This window comes from Bacillus massilinigeriensis (assembly GCF_900111815.1).
GTDB classification, from domain to species: Bacteria; Bacillota; Bacilli; order Bacillales; family Cytobacillaceae; genus Mesobacillus_C; species Mesobacillus_C mediterraneensis.
Genome location: NZ_LT630004.1, coordinates 672,646 through 694,085, shown reverse-complemented (window position 1 = coordinate 694,085; position 21,440 = coordinate 672,646). Strand labels below are relative to the sequence as shown.

The window sequence follows — 21,440 nt, the reverse complement described above, 5'->3', positions numbered from 1 at the left end:
TGGCATACAAACCTAGTACTTGAAAAAGCTCCCCTTTAGGAAATCTAATTTTAGCGGTTAAGCAGACTTCCGACATAGCGGAGCAGTTCATTCGCAGAGGTAGAGTTGTATCCATACTCGTCAATCAGGCGGGCAACTACCTCGTTGACTTTCTTCAACTGAGTTTCATCCGGCGTCTTTGTTGAGGTCGTGATTTTTACGACATCCTTTAGGTCAGCAAACAGCTTTTTTTGGATTGCTTCACGGAGACGGTCATGGGAATTATAATCAAACCGCTTGCCTTTGCGCGCATATGCGGAGATGCGGATAAGTATTTCTTCACGGAATGCTTTCTTTGCATTCTCAGAAATGCCAATTTGCTCTTCAATAGAGCGCATCAGCTTTTCATCCGGATTGATTTCTTCTCCTGTGAGCACATCGCGGAGCTTTGCCTTATTGCAGTATGCTTCAACGTTATCGAGATAATTATCCATCAGCGTCTTGGCGGATTCTTCATACGAGTAGACAAACGCTTTTTGGACTTCTTTTTTGGCAAGTTCATCATACTCTTTACGAGCGACAGAAATAAAGTTCAAATACCGTTCGCGAAGCTCCGCCGAAATAGATGGATGCTGGTCGAGTCCTTCTTTCAGCGATCTCAGTACATCAAGCGCATTGATCGATTTGACATCCTTGCGAATGATCGTGGAGGAAATACGGTTAATCACATACCTTGGATCAATCCCGCTCATACCTTCGTCCTGGTACTCTTTTTTCAGTTCTTCCACATCAGTGCTTGTGAACCCTTCCACGCTTTCCCCATCATATAATCTCATCTTTTTCACAAGGTCAATATCACCTTTTTTCGGCTCCTTCAACCTTGTCAAGATCGTAAACATTGCAGCCACTTTTAACGTATGTGGTGCAATATGAACGTCTGCCACATCGCTTTCCCTGATCATTTTTTCATAAATTTTCTCTTCTTCCGTCACTTTCAAATTATATGGAATTGGCATCACAATAATCCTAGAGTGCAGCGCTTCGTTCTTTTTATTAGAAATGAATGAACGGTATTCCGTTTCGTTAGTGTGAGCGACAATTAGTTCATCCGCACTGATCAACGCAAATCTTCCTGCCTTGAAATTTCCTTCCTGGGTCAGTGACAGCAGATGCCAGAGAAATTTCTCATCGCATTTCAGCATTTCCTGGAATTCCATCATCCCACGGTTTGCCTTATTTAATTCGCCATCGAACCTGTAAGCTCTTGGATCAGACTCGGACCCATATTCCGCAATCGTCGAGAAATCGATACTGCCGGTAAGATCAGCAATATCTTGAGACTTCGGATCTGATGGACTGAACGTTCCAATTCCTGTTCTCTTGTCTTCAGAGAAGAAAATCCTTTCAACTACCACATCCTCAATCCTGCCTTCATACTCTTGTTCAAGGCGCATTGAATTCAGCGGCGATAGATTGCCTTCAATCCGGATGCCGTATTCTTCGTAAAAATCCTTGCGAAGGTGATGCGGAATCAAATGGAGCGGATCTTCATGCATTGGGCAGCCTTTAATGGCGTAAATAGCCCCTCTCTCCGTACGCGAATATGCTTCTAGCCCTCTTTTTAGCATCGTAACTAGCGTTGATTTACCGCCGCTAACCGGACCCATCAACAAGAGGATTCGCTTCCTTACATCAAGCCGCTTAGCCGCAGGGTGGAAATATTCTTCCACAAGACGTTCCAACGCCTCTTCCAGTCCGAACAACTGGGAACGGAAAAATGAGTAACTGCGCATTCCTTTTTCCTCTTCAATACCCGCATCCTTGATCATATTGTAAACCCTTGAATGTGCTGATTGCGCTACCCACGGCTCCTCTTTTACAATTTTGAGATATTCCTTGAAAGACCCTTCCCATTTCAGCTTCTCTTCCTCTACGCGGAGCGATTCAATCTTTTTCAAAATATCCATTTGTACCTCCCTGTTGTCGCGATTATCATGAGTTGGCGATTAATACACTCTATGCGGAAGGAAAATTGAACATGCAAACTCCTCTCCTGAACATTCTAGTCCTTTTTCGGGAAAATCCGAAAATAGGTTTTCATTCACAGTTGGACAGCTTTAGGCTATAATAAAATTCATATGGGTAAAATCCGGAACATAAGGGGGCATTTTGTATGAAACTACTTTTAATTCTTGGCGTGACGGCAGCGTTCCTTTCCGCCATCTTCACAGCTGGTTACAATGATAAGCCGGGAGTAAGCAAGAAATAAGCATCCATAACAAAAAGCTGCCGAAAATTTTTCGGCAGCTTTTTGTTATTTCAAAACTAACTTCTGAATGATGACAAAATAGGAGAGACCGCTAATTCCATTCTACCTTATAACTCTGAACGTTCTGACATGATGCTTGTCTAGCATAAATCGCGGTAATCCTGCTGCCTCAACGCTTCATAGACAAGGATTGCCGCTGTATTGGATAAATTCAGTGAACGGACATGATCCGTCATCGGAATCCGAAGACAGCGGTCTTTCTGTGCTTCAATCAGTTCTTTTGGAAGGCCGGTTGTCTCCCGCCCAAAAATGAAGTAGTAATCCTGCTCCTTAACGCTATAGTCAAAGGATGTATAGCTTTTCTTTCCGTACTTTGATAAATAATAGAACTCGCCGCCTTCATTTTTTGAAAGGAACTCTCCGAGCGAGTCATAATAAATGACGTTTACGAATTCCCAATAATCCAGTCCTGCTCGCTTTAGCATCTTATCATCGGTCGAAAAACCAAGCGGCCTGATCAAATGGAGCGTCGTTCCCGTAGCCGCACAGGTTCTTGCAATATTGCCTGTATTGGACGGGATTTGCGGCTGGTATAGTACGACATGCAATCCCACAATATTCACCTCGATTATCATCTCTATGTTATTATACCACTCGAGGATCCTTCTACAAGCTCCTATTGCTCGTTGAGGATAGAGAAAAAACGGTATTTGATTTCAGGTGTATAAGCAGTGGAATCTTCGTACGACCAATACCTTCCCCGGCTGTTGGTCGTATGAGCATTGACGAGCGGCATTCCATCCCCATCTTTTGCTGTCACGATGGTTGTATGGTCGTAGCGGCCATCCCCGTTGAAGTCGTAGCAGATAATATCACCGAGGAGCAATTGTTCTGCGCTCTCCATTTCTTTCGTTTTCAGTCCGAATTTCGGCCTGGAAAGATAAATCCTCAACGCATTCGCTACTGTCCAGCTGTAGCTCCAATCATTGTTTTTCATCCACCAGCCATCCCCTCGCTTCGGATAGCCATGCATTGGTGCTCCACCGGCATAGAGACACTGGGAAATGTAATTGGTGCAGTCATCACCGAAGCTGAAAAAGGCAGGGTTGTTCTCATTCCACCATCTTTCAGCATACTGTACAGCCTTAAGGCGATTATATTTCTGACGGCCCTTTATCGCGCGCTCTCTTTCTTCCACTGAAACAGGCAGCACTCTTGATAAATCTGGAGCATTTTCTTTCTTTTCCGTTTCTGCATGTTGAAGTTTGTCTTCAATCAATATGTCTTTATAAAACTCCGCAATTCTATTCTCAATTTCCTCCTCCATGAAAAAATGGTTTTTTTGCTTGATCAAATATTGAAAATGCACGGTATATTCCGCTTTTCCATGCTCCTCATTGTCCGAATTCCTGAGGATTTTTCCTGTCGCCGCAGCCTTCACTATTTCAGCGTTCCGCTTACGGAAGCACGCTTTCTTTCTCTCAATATTGGAGCAAAAATGCGGATAATCGCTGCCCTTGGATACACATTGCTGCACTCGGCTTTCCAAGAGCTGCTGCAATTGGGTTCTCAAGATTCCATCCCTCCTCTTCTCTATGTTTATGAAAAAAGAAGAGGAGGGATGAATATCCCGCCTTCAATTTGAGAGAAGTCCTAAACCTTTTGTAATTTCAGCGAGAACTTCTTCCTCTTTTTCCTTGCTTGCCGCCTCTGTTAAGGCAGCCTTCGCTTCCTCCCCGCCGATTTTTCCGAGAGCCCATGCGGCTGTTCCTCTAAGTACTGGCCGCGGATCCTCGTTCAGCACTGCAATCAGTTCAGGCACTGCAGATATATCATTGAAATGTGCTAGCGCAATGATAGCATTCCGCTGGATTGGCTTTTTCCCTCTCCATGAACCGGAAAGAACACCGAAGCGCTCTTTGAATTCCCGGTTTCCCATTTGAAGCAGGGGCCGTAAAAGCGGCTTGATCGTCTCAGGGTCGCTTTCCATTCTTGAATGAAGGTGAAAGTCTTTTCCTTTGTTCTCAGGGCAAGCAGTTTGACAGGAATCGCAGCCGTAAAGCCTGTTCCCAAGCTTTTCCCTGAACTCATCAGGCAAAAAGCCTTTCGTTTGCGTAAGAAAAGCGATACAGCGTTGGGAATCCAATTGTCCGCCCTGCACTAACGCTCCTGTCGGGCAAGCTTCCACGCATTTATTGCATGTACCACAATTGTCTTCCATCTGGACATCCGGCTCTAGCGGAAGATTGGTAATCATTTCGCCAAGGTAGACGTACGAGCCAAACTCCGGAGTGATAATGGAACAGTTTTTTCCGCTCCAGCCAATGCCTGCCCTTTCAGCAACTGCTCTGTCGACTAATTCACCTGTATCTACCATTGAACGGCATCTAGCAGAAGGAATTTTTTCCATAATAAATGCCTCTAGCTGTTCTAACTTTTCACGTACAAGCACATGGTAATCTATTCCCCATGATGCCCTGCAAAAAATTCCTCTCCGCTCCCCTTCCTTGCTCACAACCCGCTGCGTCATTTTCGAAGGGTACGCAAGCGCGATGGCAATAATACTTCTCGGCTCCCCATCAAAAATAAGCGCAGGGTTTATTCTTTTCTCGATATCTTTCTCTTCAAAGCCAGATTGGTAACCCAGCTCTTGCTGTAATAGAAGCCTATTTTTCATTTCTGAAAAAGGGGATGCCGATGCGATGCCGATTTTATCAATTCCGATTGATTTGCTGTATTCGATGAGTTCCTGCTTGAATAAACAAAAATCCATGCTTTCCCTCCTGAAAGAATCTGTTTCATTATGTTTGGACATTCCCCTATGATAAACTATTTTCAACGAAATTTGGAGGTGGAAAGAATGGAAGTCACCCTTTTAAAGGAATTATCCGGGCTGCTTCCCGGTTTCTCAGTAGGCGTTATTACTTTTTCCGGTGTACAGATCGGACCTTCACCGCAAATGCTAAAAGGCAGGCTTCGGCTATTCCAGGAATCGCTTTACTTCGACCTTGAAGGGAAAAAGGTAACAGAGCTTGAGGGAATCGGCGAGTGGCGCTCTGCCTTTAAGCTGGCTGGCCGAGACCCGAACCGTTCCCGCCATTCCGCGGAGGCACTGTACCGTAGAGTTCAAAAGGGTGAGTTTCTCCCATCGGTTCATAGCGCTGTCGATCTTAACAACTTCTTCTCTCTTCAGTATCAAGTTCCGATTGGCGTGTATGATCTTGATAAAATAAAGGGTGATGTCACCATCAGAATTGGCATGGACGGAGAAGTTTATGAAGGTCTTAACGGCAGAGAAAACTCCCTCAAAGGATTGATACTCTCAAGTGATGAATCCGATCCGTTCGGCAGTCCTTATGTCGATTCCAAAAGAACTGCAGTAACGGAAGATAGTGAAAACATTCTCTCGATTATTTACCATCGCCCATCGCTCCCATTGGAGGAAAAGCGGAAGATGACAGCATCGCTGATGGAAATGTTTCTTCAAATCCATGGCGGAGTAGGAAATTATGAAGTAGTTTCATCATAATAAACATTTAAACCGTCAAAGTTAATTGACGGTTTTTTCTTTAAATCCATTTTCCTCATCGCTCTTAAAATAAAGTGCCGTATTTGAACGAGAAATCAGGCTTTAATACCTAGTGCTTAGGTTGGTTTTATTACCCTCCTATTCTATAAAAATAGGAGAAAATAATCTTTTTAAAATATTCTGAACCTAATATAATAGAATTCACTTGAAAAAATTTCCCAAGGAGGCTTTTCATGAAAAAACCTATCGTTTCGTTAGCCGTAGCAGCAGGGTTGCTTGTCAGCACTGCACCAGCAGCAATTTATGCAAAACCATTGGCAGTCCAGAGCCAAGTAAAGCACCCTGGTTTCGACCATAAGGTGGTCAACAACCTCAATGTGGAAAACACATACAATCACATCCGCTACCTCTCCCAGACTCCAAGGGTGGCCGGCACACCGGACGAGGAAAATGCTGTTCGTTATGTGAAGGAACAGTTTGAATCCTATGGTTATAAAACCGAGATCCAGGAGTTTACCTTCATCGGCTACACCCCGCCTAGTAAAATTGAATTGAAAGTAGCAGGGTTTGATAACCTGAAACCAGATTCTTTTACCTATAGTGTAAATGGGGATATTAATGGTGAGCTAGTCCTTGCAGGGCTTGGAACGAAAGAAGAGCTTGCTGGAAAAGACTTGACAGGCAAGATCGCGCTTATCGAGCGAGGAAGCATCTCTTTCGGTGAGAAAGTCATCAATGCGTCAGAAGCGGGCGCTGCCGGCGTTATCATTTACAATAATGCAGAAGGATCCCTAAACGGTACGCTTGGCGAAATGGACAAGCGTTATGTCCCTGTGCTTTCCTTATCAAAAGCAGAGGGTGAAGCACTTGCTGCCGTTGTCAAAAAAGGCGGGGTTACGGCTAATTTAAAAATTGAAGGTGCAGATGCAGGGGAGCGCACTTCACATAACGTGATTGCGACCAAGCCTGCCACGAATAAAAATAAAGCAAAAGACGGCGCGATTCTTATGGGTGCTCATCATGACTCCGTTCCAGGAGCCCCTGGCGCGAATGACGATGCATCAGGCACAGCTTCTGTCCTAGAGCTTGCCAGAGTATTTAAAGACATTCCAACAGACACAGAGCTGCGCTTCATCACATTTGGAGCAGAAGAGCTAGGTCTTCTTGGATCAGAGCACTATGTTAGCACACTCACACAAGAAGAAGCACGAAAAATTATCGGTTATTTCAACATGGATATGGTCGGCAGTAAAGATGCCGGAGATCTTTCCATCAAAACAGTCGATGGGAACCCAAATATCGTTTCTCAGCTTTCCCAAGCATCAAGCAAGCGCCTAAACGGCTTACCGACACCGCTTGAAGAAGGCGGCCGCAGTGACCATGTTCCGTTCTTTGAGGCTGGCATCCCGTCCGCAAGCTTCATTCATACACCAACAGAGCCATGGTACCACACGCCTGAAGATACGCTAGATAAAATCAGCAAGGAAAAGCTCCTCGATGTAGCAGAAATCGTCGGAACCGCAGTGTACAGCCTTGCACATCCTGATAATCAAGGACCAAAGACAGTGAAAACTCCAAAGGCAGCAAAACCGCAAGACCGCCACGAGCAAAATATCAAATAGCAGAAAAACGAAGGCTGCAGTTTTAGAAGCTGTAGCCTTTGTTATTTTTCTTATGATGGGGTGTTTTTTTGCGTTCCAGTCGCTTTGATTTCCGTAGGGCGGGCGGTAAGCGTCCTGCAGGGTTGCACCTATCACTCTGATCCCACAAGGGTCTACTCCCTTCCACTCCAAATCATGATGAAGAAAGAAAAGTACCCCAGGCAGCATATAGAATATAGCTGCAGGGTACTTCTTTTGGATTATTGCTTAATATAAAAAATTCTTGTTTCTTTTTCCACTTTTCCAGCAGTATTGGCCGCTTCAAATGTTACCACATGAAATTTTTCTTTTAATGGCTCTTTTAGCTGGAGGGAGATCGTGGAAGTTTCCTTATTAAATTTCGGACTGTAAGGAATTCCGTCCACAATAACTCTCAGGGTGTTTTCATCGGTTGGTGCGCCATTTATTCTATCCAGTTGGGCTGTTAAAAGCGGGGTATTTCCTTGAACAGTCTCACCCATTTTCAACGATGGAGTAATTGTCAGTCCCTGGCCTGCTTCCTCAGGATATTGCTCTGCTGCCTTCTCCACTTCTTTTAGGAGGCGCAGTGTGTTTTTCCCCAGTAATTTCTCAATGTCCTGCTGGGAAAAGCCACGCCTGAAAAGTTCTTCTGTTACCTTGTAAAGCTCGGATGCATCTTTGATGTCAGAAGGAAGCGGCCCGCCGTCAAAATCAGATCCGAGGGCGACATGGTCAATCCCGGCCACTTTTACTGCATGCTCGATATGATCCACATAATCTTTAATATACACTTTCTCATCCGGATAGCCGTATTTCAGGAAATCAGGATAAAAAACAACTCCCACGACACCGCCATTTTTAGCTAGAGCCTTCAGTTGTTCATCTGTCAGGTTGCGAGCGTGTTTCCTTAATGAGGATGTTCCCGAATGGGTAGCCATAATCGGGGCTTTTGAAACCTCAATCACATCCCAGAAAGACCGTTCGGAAAGATGCGAGACATCGATAATCATCCCTAGTTTGTTCATTTCCTGCGCTACTTCTTTTCCAAGCTCCGTTAAACCTGCAGGGGATGGTGTCCTGGCTGGATCCCCATACACCCTGTTGGCACCTTCCGCTAACGCATTGGAATAATTCCATGTAAAGCCGAGCGCTCTAATTCCAAGATCGTAATATTGATGAAGCAATTCAATGGCATTGTGCTCTTCCAAGGAATAGGCTCCTTCTACTGTAGGTACGGCAGCAATTTTTCCGCCTCTTCTAGCCTTTTCAATTTCCTTGAGGGATGTCGTGATTTCTAACACATCTGAATTTCGTTCTTCCGTCCAATAAAGTGCATTGATCAAAGCCAAAGTTCTGCTGATGCTGCGAGGATTATTTCCAAAATACCCGGATGTATAAGCTGCGAAAAAAGGAACGTTGAGTCCTCCAGCTTGCAGCTTTGGAATATCAATATGGAAATCGGTATTTCCTCTAATGTCGGTTTCAGGAAGCCATGTAGTCGGATTGACAGCTTTCATCATCGTATCGTTATGGCCGTCTACGACTGTTGCGTTAAAATGGATGTCCCGTGCAGAAAGCTGTTTTGCATTTGCAGCATAGCCCACCGGGAAAAAGACAGACAAAGCCAATAGCGACGTCAATGCAAGATAAAAGAACTTTTTCATTACACCCTCCTATTTTATCCGTTTTTTACTCTTTGTCCTTGGAAAGGCAGTGTTTGTGCCTCCTTTGATGTGGGAAGTATGATAGTAAAGACTTTACTAGTCTCAGTCTATATTCAGAAAATTCAGGTGTCAACAGATATGGGAAATACAAGAAATTAGTCCCTAATCCAAGACTCTGTTTTAGCATAAAGGGCACAGGGTTTCGGGCATTTCTCCCTACTTACTCAATTCTACAAGCAAACAGAAAAAAGGTCCCAACATAATGTTGAGACCTTTTTTACTCGACCAATTAATACCGGTGGCCGGGGTATTACGTATATTCTAAGTAAAGAAAAGAATGGAAAGTCCTTTAATATAGAAGGTTTTCCACTCTTGTTTTTATGTGTTTTCTCTTTCGTTTAGTACAAATTTGGCACAAAGTGATTTCCAAATAAACATTATTATCTCGCATTTAGTCCAAATACAAAAGCAATATAGCAAGCAAAGTCCCTTATTCTCTTCTGTCATCTCCAAGTTGTTTTCTCCAGCTTGAATCTTTCTCAACTCTTTAGAAAGTCCGCTTAACAACGGAATTGAATAAAGAAATGCTCGTGCTACTACGTTCGACATTATCTGTCTCTCTACGCTCTTCACTGGTTAAAAGTAACAATGAAAAATTTTATTGAAATACAAAATCTTTATTAATAAAATTTATGTATAATTTAATAAAAATGGGTTTTTTTACACTAGTGTTGCATTAATTTAATTCCACTATTAAAAATACTCAAAATGTTCAGGTAAGTTATTTTACGCAAAGAAAAAGTCCTTTATAATAGATATGTCAGGTGGTAACCCATCCAAATCTATTAATAAAGGACAAACCCATGGATAAGGTTACACGAAAAACTTCATTTGGACAATGGTTTTCATCAATAAATCTTCCGTTGTTTGAAGAACAAGTGAAAACATTGAAATTAGATCTTTATACGAAAAAGTTGACGACAGAATCGTTTTTAAAATTACTTCTTTATGCACAGCTACAAGAAGTCGAAAGTCTTCATGCACTGAGTGATTGTCTTTTTGATGACCAACTTCAAAAAGAAATCGACCTTGATTCGATTAGTATTTCCCAGCTGTCACGGCGCTTAAACGGAATAAATCCAGATTTGTTTCAAAGGCTATTTCTTGATTTAGTCTCACAAATCCATGTCAAAACACACTATAAAAAACTGATTATGCCATTAAAAATCATTGATTCAAGCACATTGCCACTTAATTTAACCAATCATAGATGGGCGAAATTCCGTAAGAAAAAGGGAGGAGTAAAGTTACACCTACGCCTTGTTTTCATGGAAGATGGGAAGTCCTATCCCGAAAAAGCCATCATGACCACCGCAAAAGAACATGATCGTGGTCAGCTTGAAATTCTGGTGGATGATAAAGAATGCATGTATGTTTTTGACCGGGGCTATTTAGACTACGAGCGATTTGATCGCATGACAGATGAAGGGTACTTCTTCCTTTCCAGGTTAAGAAAAAACGCTGTTATCAGGGAAGTTTATGATTTCAAACTACCCGAGGGCTCGACTGTTTTATCGGATCAAATGGTTCTGATAGGTACGACTCAAAACCGTGCTGAAAACTACTTTCGCCTTTTAAAAGTGATAGATACAAAAGGAAATACCCTTCATTTAATCACAAATCGCTTTGACTTAAGTGCGGAAGAAATATCAGAGATGTATAAGTCACGCTGGGCAATAGAACTGTTTTTCAAATAGATAAAGCAACATCTTAATATCAAAAAGTTTTACGGTCAAAGTGAATGGGCTATTCAAAATCAAGTGTTTATTGCCCTTATTGTTTTTTGCCTTCATGTACTTGCGCAGGTCGAAACAAAAAGCAAGCGGAAAACCTTACAAATTAGCCGTTATTTAAAAGCTGCGTTGTGGAAACCAGCGCAGGTTTGGCTTCGTAAGATTGAAGGAAAAACGATCCCTTAATAAAAGGAATTGTCGTTGCTGCAAATGTCTAATTGTAAATAAATTCCCAAATGGATGGAGACACCTTTGGTTGGGTATTTACTTTTTTGGCTTTAAGCGAGAAAGACAATTAAACTGAATATTAAGACATTATTTATGCAACACTAGTGAAAATACTTATCTTTTTAAATGTTAAGAACATCTATTTCAAAAAATAAATTCGTAAGAGAAGGGCGAAGCCCATTCTCACGAAGTGAGATAGGAGCGAAGCGACAAAAGGAGAGCATTAGCGAACAACATAGTCGGAGCGTAGCGACCCCTTTATAACTATCTATTCTTTTACTATCTATTCTTCTATACATGATACTTTTTGTCCTTTTTTGGACACTTTTTTCCATAGGTGAGAAATAATTGTCCTTTTTAGGACAGAAATTTCCTAGATATATTCATCTTGTTAGCATTTCATTCAGCATCTTCTTATACATCAATAATCGTTCATGGCGAAGCGAATTTCTGAAACCAATATAAGTTGGTCGTGCCTTCGCTCCTTCCTGTGCAACCTTCTTAGTTTAATAGGCAATATGTTTTAAAAGTTTATTCATTCTATTGCCCTCCCACTATATACCGATTTCTAATCCGTTTAATGGTGAAAATGCTTTATGTTTCTCCATAACATCATCACTAAACAGATTTACATATGTTCGAACCATTTCCATAGATGTATGTCCAAGAATTTGCTGTAATTCAAAAATCCCTGCACCATTCTTAACGCTGTATTTCGCAAAGGTATGTCTAAAGGTGTGGCATGAGCATCTAACACCCTTTAAATCTGCTTGCTTGCTTGCCATAATAGGTAACTCTGTTCTGGAATTGTCTTTTACTCATTGGGGTGTCATCTAAGGTGAGAAATAAAGCATCAGATTCGGTTGTTCCTCTGATTTGCAAATACTTCTGTAATTGTTGCTTCATTTTGTTCTGTATAGGCACTAAACGCTCTCTGTACGTCTTTGTTTTTCTTATGTGGATACGTGATTCATTCCATAGAATATCTTGCACGCAAACCCCTTCTAATTCGCTCACACGTATGCCTGTTTCAAGCAGAAGCATCATAAAAGTGTAATCCCTCACACCAACAAAAGAACGTAAATTCGGCTGTTTAAAAAGCATTTCCAGTTGCTTATTAGTGAAAGTTTCAACAACCTTTTTCCTGTCTTTTAGCAATTTAACTTCATTCATTGGATTGTGCTTTATATATCTTTCACGTTGAAGGAAATTGAAAAATGCTCTAATGGCTCTTAAACGTGTATTAATGGTAACGGTCTGCAATCCCTTCTTTTTCATGTGTATGATGACATCTTTTAAAGTATCTTTAAATATTTCATCCATCGGTGAATCAATACCAATTTCTTTTAAAGTTTTATAAAACACCGATAACTCATTTCTGTAATACTGAATTGTTTGTGGTCTTAGGTTTCTAATTTCACAGTCATCTACAAATGATTCAAGAGCCGATTTAAAATCAACACTCTTTCTTGCCTTTGGTGATTGAATCACCGTCAATTCTTCAATGGTTAATTCGTTTGTACGCCTTGCCAAGATAAATCATCTCCCTTATATCTTTTGACAAGCGACATACGATTATTTGAACACGATATTTTGCTAAGAATCGTTTTGAGAAAACAAAAAAACGCTCCTAACAAAAGTGTTAGAAACGTTGTCATTTGAGGGATTTTTAATCCCTAACAGATACCGGTGGCCGGGGTCGAACCGGCACTCCTTACGGAACACGATTTTGAGTCGTGCGCGTCTGCCAATTCCGCCACACCGGCAAATATGGAGGCGGCAACCGGATTTGAACCGGTGAATAAAGGTTTTGCAGACCTTTGCCTTACCACTTGGCTATGCCGCCATATTTTTGGAGCGGAAGACGGGATTCGAACCCGCGACCCCAACCTTGGCAAGGTTGTATTCTACCACTGAACTACTTCCGCGTATGGCTGGGCTAGCTGGATTCGAACCAACGCATGACGGAGTCAAAGTCCGTTGCCTTACCGCTTGGCTATAGCCCAATACCTATATGATTTAAAATAAATGGGGCGACCGATGGGAATCGAACCCACGAGTGTCGGAACCACAATCCGATGCGTTAACCACTTCGCCACGATCGCCGTAATATGGCAGGGGTAGTAGGAATCGAACCCACACTGGAGGTTTTGGAGACCTCTGTTCTACCTTTAAACTATACCCCTATAAAAGATAAATGGTGGAGGGGGACGGATTCGAACCGCCGAACCCTGAGGGAGCGGATTTACAGTCCGCCGCGTTTAGCCACTTCGCTACCCCTCCGGTATTATATCATATTATTATCAGTTATAAAATATATTCCACCATTAAGTCGTTAATGACTATTGTGAAAAATGGTGGCTCAGGACGGAATCGAACCGCCGACACAAGGATTTTCAGTCCTTTGCTCTACCGACTGAGCTACTGAGCCAAAATGGCGGTCCCGACCGGGATCGAACCGGCGATCTCCTGCGTGACAGGCAGGCATGTTAACCGCTACACCACGGGACCAGATTGCGGGGGCAGGATTTGAACCTGCGACCTTCGGGTTATGAGCCCGACGAGCTACCGGACTGCTCCACCCCGCGATAATAATATGGTGGAGGATGACGGGATCGAACCGCCGACCCTCTGCTTGTAAGGCAGATGCTCTCCCAGCTGAGCTAATCCTCCATTAATGGTGACCCCTACGGGATTCGAACCCGTGTTACCGCCGTGAAAGGGCGGTGTCTTAACCGCTTGACCAAGGGGCCAATCTAATATGTAAATGGCGGAGAGCAAGGGATTCGAACCCTTGAGACAGCGGTAACCGTCTACACGATTTCCAATCGTGCTCCTTCGACCTCTCGGACAGCTCTCCATTTATGGCTCCGCAGGTAGGACTCGAACCTACGACCGTTCGGTTAACAGCCGAATGCTCTACCACTGAGCTACTGCGGAATAATATGTGGTTAGCCTGGCAGCGTCCTACTCTCACAGGGGGAAACCCCCAACTACCATCGGCGCTGAGAAGCTTAACTTCCGTGTTCGGTATGGGAACGGGTGTGACCTTCTCGCTATCGCCGCCAGACAATTTTAAAGACATTTATTATTATACTGCCTTTTAGAAATTTTGCAAGAGAAATTTTCATTCCCTCAAAACTGGATAATGTATGTTTCAAAGGTAAGAAGAATGAGTATGCCTAATTGTCCAGCTTCGGCTCTTCGCCTCCGCTTTTCTTTTTGGTTAAGTCCTCGATCGATTAGTATCAGTCAGCTCCACACGTCACCGCGCTTCCACCTCTGACCTATCAACCTGATCATCTTTCAGGGATCTTACTAGCTTACGCTATGGGCCCATTCGGAAATCTCCGGATCAAAGCTTGCTTACAGCTCCCCGAAGCATATCGGTGTTAGTCCCGTCCTTCATCGGCTCCTAGTGCCAAGGCATCCACCGTGCGCCCTTTCTAACTTAACCATTCGGTGTATCATCAGCGTCGAATCTCTTCGTCAGCCGCGCTCTCTGGAGATCCTCACGTACGAAAAGTACGCTCCGGCCTTCGCTCGCTTGCTTCCTCGACCTTCTCGCTGCTGATTCACCTCATAATTGAGGTTTACTCTTTTTAAAAAAGAGAGAAAAACTAAAATGGCGATACTCGGTTCTTTCTTTGCCTTCTTACATTACGATTATCCAGTTTTCAAGGAACAAAAAAGCGTCTCGTTCAGACCCGACAAGCGCTGGAGGGCCGGCAGTTGAAGTCGTTTTTTGACTTCATCGGACGGACCGAAGCGACCTCGAGGGTCTAGACGCTGTAGCTAGACAGCTTTGAGGAATTGCTCCCTCAAAACTAAACAAACAAGCAGTCAACTTACGAACCCGAAGGTTCGCATTCCGATAGTCCTAAAAGACTATATCCTTAGAAAGGAGGTGATCCAGCCGCACCTTCCGATACGGCTACCTTGTTACGACTTCACCCCAATCATCTGTCCCACCTTAGGCGGCTGGCTCCAAAAGGTTACCCCACCGACTTCGGGTGTTACAAACTCTCGTGGTGTGACGGGCGGTGTGTACAAGGCCCGGGAACGTATTCACCGCGGCATGCTGATCCGCGATTACTAGCGATTCCGGCTTCATGCAGGCGAGTTGCAGCCTGCAATCCGAACTGAGAATAGATTTATGGGATTGGCTTCACCTCGCGGCTTCGCTGCCCTTTGTTCTATCCATTGTAGCACGTGTGTAGCCCAGGTCATAAGGGGCATGATGATTTGACGTCATCCCCACCTTCCTCCGGTTTGTCACCGGCAGTCACCTTAGAGTGCCCAACTGAATGCTGGCAACTAAGATCAAGGGTTGCGCTCGTTGCGGGACTTAACCCAACATCTCACGACACGAGCTGACGACAACCATGCACCACCTGTCACTCTGTCCCCCGAAGGGGAACGTCCTGTCTCCAGGATTGTCAGAGGATGTCAAGACCTGGTAAGGTTCTTCGCGTTGCTTCGAATTAAACCACATGCTCCACCGCTTGTGCGGGCCCCCGTCAATTCCTTTGAGTTTCAGCCTTGCGGCCGTACTCCCCAGGCGGAGTGCTTAATGCGTTTGCTGCAGCACTAAGGGGCGGAAACCCCCTAACACTTAGCACTCATCGTTTACGGCGTGGACTACCAGGGTATCTAATCCTGTTCGCTCCCCACGCTTTCGCGCCTCAGCGTCAGTTACAGACCAGAGAGTCGCCTTCGCCACTGGTGTTCCTCCACATCTCTACGCATTTCACCGCTACACGTGGAATTCCACTCTCCTCTTCTGCACTCAAGTCCCCCAGTTTCCAATGACCCTCCACGGTTGAGCCGTGGGCTTTCACATCAGACTTAAAGGACCGCCTGCGCGCGCTTTACGCCCAATAATTCCGGACAACGCTTGCCACCTACGTATTACCGCGGCTGCTGGCACGTAGTTAGCCGTGGCTTTCTGGTCAGGTACCGTCAAGGTACCGGCAGTTACTCCGATACTTGTTCTTCCCTGACAACAGAGCTTTACGACCCGAAGGCCTTCTTCGCTCACGCGGCGTTGCTCCGTCAGACTTTCGTCCATTGCGGAAGATTCCCTACTGCTGCCTCCCGTAGGAGTCTGGGCCGTGTCTCAGTCCCAGTGTGGCCGATCACCCTCTCAGGTCGGCTACGCATCGTTGCCTTGGTGAGCCGTTACCTCACCAACTAGCTAATGCGCCGCGGGCCCATCTGTAAGTGACAGCCGAAACCGTCTTTCAGCTTCCCTTCATGTGAAGGAAAGGATTATCCGGTATTAGCTCCGGTTTCCCGAAGTTATCCCAGTCTTACAGGCAGGTTGCCCACGTGTTACTCACCCGTCCGCCGCTGACTTCCGGGAGCAAGCTCCCTTCTGTCCGCTCGACTTGCATGTATTAGGCACGCCGCCAGCGTTCGTCCTGAGCCAGGATCAAACTCTCCATAAAAGAGTGAGTGATTAGCTCATCAAATAAAACGTTGGCTGATGGTCAGTGACCATCATATTATTGTTTGTTGACGCTTGTTTGTTTAGTTTTCAAAGAGCAATATCGCCCTTAGGCGACTTTCTTAATATAACATGCTGACAATCTAGTGTCAACCGTTATTTTTACGTTGTACTGTTAAGTTTTGTTCGTTGTGCTGCTACGTTAGCAGCGACGTTTATTAATATACCAGCCTGCTAAATATCCGTCAACAATTTTTTTCGTTTTTTTATCATCGGGTGAAATAAAGCGCTAAAATCAGTTGTACTTTTTTCTCCCACGCTTGTCTGCAACTGGCATGTATCTCATGCATTCACTTGGAAGCGCGACTATTCTGAAAAGGGAGAAAAGAATTTTGTAACGTTCTCTCATGGAGCGCTTGACGACATTTTCAATTCGTTCATCGCTCAAATCAAATAGAATTTCATCCATCTCTCGCTTGATTAAATATTCCATCTCACATACTTCTTTTTCATTGATTAAAAATGCGCGCATCGTAACACCCTTCCTGTTTTTCCTGTAGTGTGTTCCTCTTTGCAAATTTTTATCAAAGAAAAATTCATATCCTGTTTTTCCTTACATAGTAATGAGACAAGGACTGCTTAAGGACGAGGTGGAGAGAATGAATTTCTTTTTTATACTGAATGGGAAGGCGTTGAAACAGCTGGTGGTTATCGTGATTGCCGCCTTTTTCACCGCTTGGGTGTTTTACGCGGAAACGATTGTCCAGATTCCTGCTTTTTCAACAAACGATGGGCCGAAAGCGGTGTACAAAGGAGAAAAGGATGTGGCGCTTACCTTCAATATTGGCTGGGGCGACGAGAAGGCTGGACCGATTCTTGAAGTGCTAGAAAAGCACAAAGTACCCGCTGCTACGTTCTTCCTTTCAGGTTCATGGGCGGAAAGGCATCCGGATTTAGTTAATAGGATTGAAAAAAACGGATATGAAATTGGTATGCTTGGCTACGAGTATAAAGATTATTCCGAGCTTGAGGATGCAAAAATGAAACAGGACATCATGAAAGCACAGACTGCTTTCAAGAAGCTAAATGTAAAGGAAATCGAGCTTCTTCGCGCACCTACAGGGCATTTTAATGATGCTACCTTGAAAACGGCAGAACGATTTGGCTATACGCTGGTCCATTGGAGTCTCGACTCTAAAGATTGGACCAATCCAGGCACCGAAAAAATTGTAAAAAACGTATCGCAAGCGAAAAAAGGAGATATCGTCTTGCTCCACGCCTCTGATTCAGCAAAACAAACCGCCAATGCGCTGCCATCTATCATTGAGGACATTAAGTCCAAAGGTCTCAAGATGGTAACAGTATCAAGCATGCTCGCCAATGGGGAATCACAATCATCGGAAATCAATTGATGAAAAAACGCCGGAAGTGCTACTGCACTTTCGACGTTTTTGCTTTTTCCCTTAATTCCCGGCGTGCTTTTGCCTGCTCCCGCTCTTCTTGGGACATTCGATTGTATTTTGGAAGCATGAGAAGCTGGTACGCATTGCACGCGATCAATGAAAACAGCATCAAGTATAGCCAACCGTGCTCATTTACGCGAAGCACGGGCACCCATTCAATGATGGTTACGACAACCATAAAGAACAATGCCGGAATAAAAGATTCCTTGTTCGTTTGCTTTGCTTTTAAATATGCCACAATAAAGGAAGGTACTGCTACTAGAACTGCAAGCAGGAGATAAGAACCCCAACCCTCGCCTTTTTCTGCGAATGCGTTATAGCGCAAATACACTAAATCAAAGAACGCAACGGCAATCAAGATAAGCTGGACTGCGTTCCATAAGGATGCGGAACGAAACATTCCCAGTCCGAATTGGTGGATTGTCAAGTAGGCGAAGAACCCCATTTGGCTCAATATACTGAATATCAGGCCAATCCCGATTAACCATAATAGCACGGATAATATTTCAAGAATATCGAAGTGGATGAACAGCGGCTTAAATTTCTCCCATCGAACAATAAAGCCTGTTATACTGGCTGTTACCACTCCGACCAGCAGCGTGGACAAGAAAAACCTTACCCAATTTCGGCTCGTCACAATATTTTCCCCCAAAAATAAATTTTCCCCCTTGATTGTACCAACCAGTGGTTGAAAAATCTACATATTGCCTCACTACCGCATAATATTTGCACTTTGGCCAAACCTAAAGTTAGGGCTGCCTATGTGAAAGGGGAAAAAACAAATGGTGAAAAAAACAGCAAAGTTCCTCCCCATTCTTGGCCTGTGCATGATGGCAGGCTGTGCTCCAGCCGAGACCGGCGGGGAACAGATGGATTACGAAACAACAAAGAAAATGGTTGTTGATATCCTGAAAACAGATGATGGCAAAAAAGCAATTCAAGAAGTAATGTCTGATGACGGGATGAGGGAGAAGCTTGTCCTCGATCAGACTGTTGTTAGCGAAACCGTACAGAATACCTTAGTTTCGGACAAAGGGACCGAGTTCTGGAACAAACAATTTAAGGATCCTAAATTCGCCGCATCAATGGCGAAAAGCATGAAGACGGAGAACGAACAGCTCATAAAGGATTTGATGAAGGATCCTGAATACCGGGGAATGATGATGGAAATCATGAAGGACCCTGAGTTGGAAAATGAAGTGGTCGACTTGCTAAAAAGCAAAGAATACCGGAAACATTTGCAATCGGTCGTGAATGAAACTTTTGATAGCCCCCTTTTCAAAGCCAAGATCCAAGATATGCTCATCAAAGCAGCGTCGGAGGTTCCTACGAAACAGCAGCAAGGGGATTCCGGCGGAGGCGGGTCTCAAGGCGGAGGCGGAAACACCGGCGGAGGTGGGGGCGGAGGTGGACAATAGTCATCCTCACTCATCCAATACAATTTTTTTCAAATGCTAAAAATCAACAGCCTCCCACTGCATGGGAGGCTTGTTTTTGTCTTTATTTTTCCAGCAGGTGGATCACTTGCTGAGCAATATTTGTGTAGATGGCACCGATTTGGTCCTCTTCTTTATAAATGGAAGGAGCAAAATCATCCTCATCCCATGTTGGCTGTCCAAGTGGAAGCTTTCCAAGAAGTTCAGTGTTCAGTTCTTTCGCAAGCTTCTCTCCGCCGCCTTGGCCGAAAACATATTCCCGTTCCTCGGTAAGCTTGCTTTCAAAGTAACTCATATTTTCAACGACACCAAGGATTTCATGCTCTGTACGCAAAGCCATGGCACCTGCACGAGCTGCAACAAATGCAGCAGTCGGATGTGGAGTAGTAACGATAATCTCCTTGCAGGAAGGCAGCATGTTATGAACATCAAGCGCTACATCACCTGTACCTGGAGGAAGATCGAGGAGCAGATAATCCAGTTCGCCCCACTCAACGTCGTTGAAGAAGTTGTTAAGCATTTTTCCGAGCATCGGTCCACGCCAAATGATTGGTGCATTGTCTTCCACGAAGAATCCCATGGAAATGACTTTTACACCATAGCGTTCAACAGGAATGATTTTCTCCCCTCGAACGACAGGACGCTCCGTGATGCCCATCATGTCAGGCACGCTGAATCCGTAAATATCCGCATCAACTAGGCCGACTTTTTTTCCAAGACGCGCAAGAGAGACAGCAAGATTTACAGAGATAGTCGATTTTCCAACTCCGCCTTTACCGCTGGCGATGGCGATGAAGGTTGTCTTGTTTCCTTCCGAAAGCAAGCCTTTCTCTTCTCCGCCCTGCGTACGAAACTGTGCTAGCACTTCTTCTGAAAGTTCCGTGAAACGCAACCCTACGGAATCAGCTCCTGCCCCCTTTAGGACACTCACAATCTGTGATTGAAGCTGAAGCTGTTCTGCTGTGCCAGTTTTAGCAACGGCAACCTTCACGCTGACGTGGTTTTTCTCTTCTTTGATTTTGACTTCCTGTATGGCGTTAAGCTCTGCTAGTGTTTTATGTAAAAACGGTTCTTGCAGACCGCCGACAATTTCCCGTACTTGAGCATCTGTTAACATCGGACACCCTCCTAATTTTTTATACATTGTACAGTATACCATAGCGCGGAAAGGCTTTAGTGTGAATAGCGTCACATCATTCTTATACACTATCCTTGAATGTTTTAACCTGTTTTATCAAAAAAAAGAAGGAGCACGCAAGCTCCCTTTAGTTCCAGTATTTCCTCTCACCTGTGTAATAACGTAATATTCCTTCATAAATGGAGGCCGCAATTTTGTCTTGATAGGAATCTGTCTTAAGCAGCCGTTTTTCACTAGGATTGGAAAGGAAACCAACTTCGACCAGCGCCCCCGGTTTTTCCGCATGCTTCAAGAGATAAACATTATTTATTTCTTTTGCTTTTCGATTCGTATTTTCAAGATTGCGGCGCAGCTCGGATTGAATGAGCGTTGCAGCACGCTTGCTGTCTTTATAGTTGTCCGTGTAAAAAGTCTGAGCTCCACGCCACTTCTGTGATGGAATGGCATTCAAGTGAATGCTGACGAAAAAATCTGCTTCAGAGGTGTTGACGAGCGCAAGCCGCCTCTGCAAATCCTGGATTTTCCGCTTGCTGTATCCTTTTAAGTCTTTGTCTGCGAGGTCTACATCCGTTTCCCTAGTCATGACAACGATGGCCCCTTGTTCCTGAAGGTAATCGCGAAGCTTAAGGGAAACTTCCAAGGCAATTTCTTTTTCACGTGTTTTTTTATCCCCCGCCCCCGGATCTACTCCTCCATGACCAGGATCAATCATAATAACCTTGCCAGAGAGCGGAAGGTTCCAAGGCTTCCAGGAATCCTTTTCGCTAAAATCATACTGCAATATAATGAACAACACTGTCATTCCCATAGCGAATAAACAAAGCTGAACCTTTTTCTTCATTCGGCCCAAACCATCCTTCCTATTCTCGC

At 44.2% G+C, this 21,440-nt stretch carries 13 protein-coding genes, 14 tRNA genes, 2 rRNA genes, 2 pseudogenes and 1 other annotated feature; of the genes and pseudogenes, 5 read left to right on the top strand and 26 right to left on the bottom strand.

The features are described 5' to 3' along the window. Nucleotides 1–50: 50 nt before the first annotated feature. The 4 genes from BQ5796_RS03770 to queG form a co-directional block, all read right to left on the bottom strand. Nucleotides 51–1,946, bottom strand: coding sequence for a PrkA family serine protein kinase (locus tag BQ5796_RS03770; protein WP_071459002.1), 1,896 nt, complete (start codon nt 1,944–1,946; stop codon nt 51–53). Nucleotides 1,947–2,388: 442 nt separating this feature from the next. Continuing rightward, nucleotides 2,389–2,862, bottom strand: a complete 474-nt coding sequence (trmL, locus tag BQ5796_RS03765; protein WP_071461132.1) for a tRNA (uridine(34)/cytosine(34)/5-carboxymethylaminomethyluridine(34)-2'-O)-methyltransferase TrmL — start codon at nt 2,860–2,862, stop codon at nt 2,389–2,391. 62 nt (nt 2,863–2,924) lie between these two features. Further along, a complete protein-coding gene (locus BQ5796_RS03760; protein ID WP_071459001.1) occupies nt 2,925–3,821 on the bottom strand; it encodes an amidase domain-containing protein in 897 nt (298 codons plus the stop codon). A 63-nt stretch (nt 3,822–3,884) separates the two neighbouring features. Next, nucleotides 3,885–5,021 (bottom strand): tRNA epoxyqueuosine(34) reductase QueG, encoded by a 1,137-nt coding sequence (gene queG / locus BQ5796_RS03755; protein ID WP_071459000.1) that lies wholly within the window; start codon nt 5,019–5,021, stop codon nt 3,885–3,887. Nucleotides 5,022–5,108: 87 nt separating this feature from the next. On the opposite strand from queG, the gene BQ5796_RS03750 reads away from it, so the two are divergent. Next, nucleotides 5,109–5,777, top strand: coding sequence for a B3/B4 domain-containing protein (locus BQ5796_RS03750; RefSeq protein ID WP_071458999.1), 669 nt, complete (start codon nt 5,109–5,111; stop codon nt 5,775–5,777). A gap of 233 nt (nt 5,778–6,010) precedes the next feature. Continuing rightward, nucleotides 6,011–7,399, top strand: coding sequence for a M20/M25/M40 family metallo-hydrolase (locus BQ5796_RS03745; protein ID WP_071458998.1), 1,389 nt, complete (start codon nt 6,011–6,013; stop codon nt 7,397–7,399). 239 nt (nt 7,400–7,638) lie between these two features. Here the strand turns inward: BQ5796_RS03745 and BQ5796_RS03740 are convergent, their stop codons facing one another. Continuing rightward, a complete protein-coding gene (locus BQ5796_RS03740) occupies nt 7,639–9,063 on the bottom strand; it encodes a dipeptidase (protein ID WP_071458997.1) in 1,425 nt (474 codons plus the stop codon). Nucleotides 9,064–9,926: 863 nt separating this feature from the next. On the opposite strand from BQ5796_RS03740, the pseudogene BQ5796_RS03735 reads away from it, so the two are divergent. Further along, nucleotides 9,927–11,042 (top strand): annotated as a pseudogene (locus BQ5796_RS03735) (IS4 family transposase). A 596-nt stretch (nt 11,043–11,638) separates the two neighbouring features. Here BQ5796_RS03735 and BQ5796_RS03730 read toward each other — a convergent pair. The 18 genes and pseudogenes from BQ5796_RS03730 to BQ5796_RS03645 form a co-directional block, all read right to left on the bottom strand. Continuing rightward, nucleotides 11,639–12,617 (bottom strand): annotated as a pseudogene (locus BQ5796_RS03730) (tyrosine-type recombinase/integrase). A 151-nt stretch (nt 12,618–12,768) separates the two neighbouring features. Next, nucleotides 12,769–12,850 (bottom strand) — tRNA-Leu (locus BQ5796_RS03725). A 5-nt stretch (nt 12,851–12,855) separates the two neighbouring features. Then, nucleotides 12,856–12,930: transfer RNA gene (locus BQ5796_RS03720), tRNA-Cys, on the bottom strand. Between the two features lie 7 nt (nt 12,931–12,937). Beyond that, a tRNA-Gly gene (locus BQ5796_RS03715) sits at nt 12,938–13,012 on the bottom strand. Nucleotides 13,013–13,015: 3 nt separating this feature from the next. Continuing rightward, a tRNA-Gln gene (locus tag BQ5796_RS03710) sits at nt 13,016–13,090 on the bottom strand. A gap of 23 nt (nt 13,091–13,113) precedes the next feature. Further along, nucleotides 13,114–13,189, bottom strand: a tRNA-His gene (locus BQ5796_RS03705). 7 nt (nt 13,190–13,196) lie between these two features. Further along, a tRNA-Trp gene (locus tag BQ5796_RS03700) sits at nt 13,197–13,270 on the bottom strand. A gap of 12 nt (nt 13,271–13,282) precedes the next feature. Beyond that, nucleotides 13,283–13,367, bottom strand: a tRNA-Tyr gene (locus BQ5796_RS03695). Between the two features lie 72 nt (nt 13,368–13,439). Continuing rightward, a tRNA-Phe gene (locus BQ5796_RS03690) sits at nt 13,440–13,515 on the bottom strand. 4 nt (nt 13,516–13,519) lie between these two features. Further along, nucleotides 13,520–13,595, bottom strand: a tRNA-Asp gene (locus BQ5796_RS03685). A gap of 3 nt (nt 13,596–13,598) precedes the next feature. Continuing rightward, a tRNA-Met gene (locus tag BQ5796_RS03680) sits at nt 13,599–13,672 on the bottom strand. Nucleotides 13,673–13,681: 9 nt separating this feature from the next. Next, nucleotides 13,682–13,757 (bottom strand) — tRNA-Val (locus tag BQ5796_RS03675). Between the two features lie 5 nt (nt 13,758–13,762). After that, nucleotides 13,763–13,837, bottom strand: a tRNA-Glu gene (locus tag BQ5796_RS03670). Between the two features lie 15 nt (nt 13,838–13,852). Next, nucleotides 13,853–13,944: transfer RNA gene (locus tag BQ5796_RS03665), tRNA-Ser, on the bottom strand. A gap of 5 nt (nt 13,945–13,949) precedes the next feature. After that, nucleotides 13,950–14,024, bottom strand: a tRNA-Asn gene (locus tag BQ5796_RS03660). A gap of 14 nt (nt 14,025–14,038) precedes the next feature. Next, nucleotides 14,039–14,154, bottom strand: a 5S ribosomal RNA gene (gene rrf, locus BQ5796_RS03655). A 164-nt stretch (nt 14,155–14,318) separates the two neighbouring features. After that, nucleotides 14,319–14,417 (bottom strand) — a sequence feature (23S ribosomal RNA rRNA prediction is too short). 567 nt (nt 14,418–14,984) lie between these two features. After that, nucleotides 14,985–16,534 (bottom strand): 16S ribosomal RNA (locus BQ5796_RS03650). Nucleotides 16,535–16,828: 294 nt separating this feature from the next. Beyond that, a complete protein-coding gene (locus BQ5796_RS03645) occupies nt 16,829–17,065 on the bottom strand; it encodes a hypothetical protein (RefSeq protein WP_071458996.1) in 237 nt (78 codons plus the stop codon). 127 nt (nt 17,066–17,192) lie between these two features. Between BQ5796_RS03645 and pdaB the strand changes: the two genes are divergently transcribed. Next, complete coding sequence (gene pdaB, locus BQ5796_RS03640) at nt 17,193–17,945, top strand: polysaccharide deacetylase family sporulation protein PdaB (protein ID WP_071458995.1); 753 nt, start codon at nt 17,193–17,195, stop codon at nt 17,943–17,945. 19 nt (nt 17,946–17,964) lie between these two features. On the opposite strand, the gene BQ5796_RS03635 is transcribed toward pdaB, so the two are convergent. After that, nucleotides 17,965–18,633 carry a KinB-signaling pathway activation protein gene (locus BQ5796_RS03635; protein ID WP_071461131.1) on the bottom strand — a complete coding sequence of 223 codons (669 nt, stop codon included), beginning with the start codon at nt 18,631–18,633 and terminating at the stop codon, nt 17,965–17,967. A 145-nt stretch (nt 18,634–18,778) separates the two neighbouring features. On the opposite strand from BQ5796_RS03635, the gene gerD reads away from it, so the two are divergent. Beyond that, nucleotides 18,779–19,414 (top strand): spore germination lipoprotein GerD, encoded by a 636-nt coding sequence (gene gerD, locus BQ5796_RS03630; RefSeq protein ID WP_071458994.1) that lies wholly within the window; start codon nt 18,779–18,781, stop codon nt 19,412–19,414. 82 nt (nt 19,415–19,496) lie between these two features. Here gerD and BQ5796_RS03625 read toward each other — a convergent pair whose 3' ends face one another. Continuing rightward, entirely contained in the window at nt 19,497–20,549 is a 1,053-nt protein-coding gene (locus tag BQ5796_RS03625) for an Mrp/NBP35 family ATP-binding protein (RefSeq protein ID WP_071458993.1), read from the bottom strand. Between the two features lie 148 nt (nt 20,550–20,697). Next, entirely contained in the window at nt 20,698–21,411 is a 714-nt protein-coding gene (gene cwlD / locus BQ5796_RS03620) for an N-acetylmuramoyl-L-alanine amidase CwlD (RefSeq protein WP_071461130.1), read from the bottom strand. Nucleotides 21,412–21,440: the final 29 nt, after the last annotated feature.